At 55.4% G+C, this 1356-nt stretch carries 1 protein-coding gene; it reads left to right on the forward strand.

Going from position 1 to position 1356, the window contains the following annotated elements; genetic code table 11:
• The first annotated feature begins 840 nt into the window (after positions 1–840).
• A complete protein-coding gene (locus BM252_RS31940; RefSeq protein ID WP_245774515.1) occupies positions 841–1218 on the forward strand; it encodes a hypothetical protein in 378 nt (125 codons plus the stop codon).
• Positions 1219–1356 lie beyond the last annotated feature (138 nt).

The following is a 1356-nucleotide window of genomic DNA, read 5'->3' on the forward strand; positions in this document are numbered from 1 at the left end:
ACTGCCTGCAACCGGGCTTTCAACCCTTGACAAAGCGTTTTGTTTGTCAGTTGCGAAGAAGGAAGAGTATGCAGCGTTTCGGCCATTTCGTCAACTTCTTTTTCTACCCCGCTCACTCTGCGCTGCGGTCATTTGCGTGCACCGTTCTGCGGGGAGGCGAACTATAGCAAAGGCTGGAGAGAATCGCCAGCCTAATTTGTAGTTGCTTGCACTCTGCGGTAAATATTATGCGAACAGCGAGGAAGGACGGGGATAGAAATTGTCATTCACGCAACTATTTAGAAAAATAGTGAGAATTCGGCTTTCAAGCGAAGCCCACCCTGCTCCGTTTATTGATCTGTGCGAGCCTTAGCCTCGGCAGTCCGCACCTATTCGTCCAAGCATCCCCCTCCACCGCGAACGGACCGGCGCTGCAAGCGAAAACGGATCTTGCACAGTTTGTTCAGCACAATCTGCAAAGCCGCGTCAACGGCTTGCCCCAGGAATTCCCACTCGATATCGCCGATATCCAAGATCTGAAGGACGCCAAGATTGGCTACGGCTCCCAGGTCTACACGATCGATCCCGGCGACATTGTGGCGGGACGTGGCGAGCTGCGCTCAGTGGTCAAGCCGACCGGCATCTGGCGTTTTACAATCACGTTGAACGAGCGCCCGATCGGCCTGGCCACCTTGGAGCAGGTCGCCGGGAAATGGGGAACCGTGGCTTACGGCACGGCCGTACGCGCCAAAGATCTTGAGGCATCCATGGTCGCCTATGCAAATGGCGATCGATCCAATGTGCGCTTCGTCCGCGTATACCAGGCGCAATCCGATTTTCTGGAAGTTGCCTCGGCGGAGAATGCGAAAACCCGCTTTGCACCACTGCATTCGGCACGCCTCTCCTTGTTGTTCAAGCAAAAGGCGAAAGGGAGTATCGTCGGGCGCCCGCACCTCGGGCGAGGAGCTACTCGACGCCAACGAACTGCTCGATCCCTTGCGCGTGGCAGTTCGCAAGAATATGGATGCCAATCGCCCGTTCGTCATCCGCTACGGCTGGACCAATGGCGGCGGGCATATCATGGTGGGGCGCGGCGACGAAACCGTGAACGGTGTGAATTACCTCTACATCATGAATCCGTGGCAGGGTGAGGAGCAAACCGATCACAGCTACAGCTCGGCAGTGTCCGCCTCGGACCACAAATGGACGCATACCCAACGCATGAACATCAACGGCTGAGCGACATCCAAGACAGCTGGCGCCAATTCGCTGTAGATCTTTAAAAGCGATGGACGAAAAAAAACCCCACCGGATCACCGGATGGGGTTTTTTAGAATAACTAGCCTGACGATAACCTACTTTCACACTGGTTGCAGC

Origin of the sequence: Rugamonas rubra (assembly GCF_900114705.1) — a bacterium.
GTDB lineage: Bacteria > Pseudomonadota > Gammaproteobacteria > Burkholderiales > Burkholderiaceae_D > Rugamonas > Rugamonas rubra.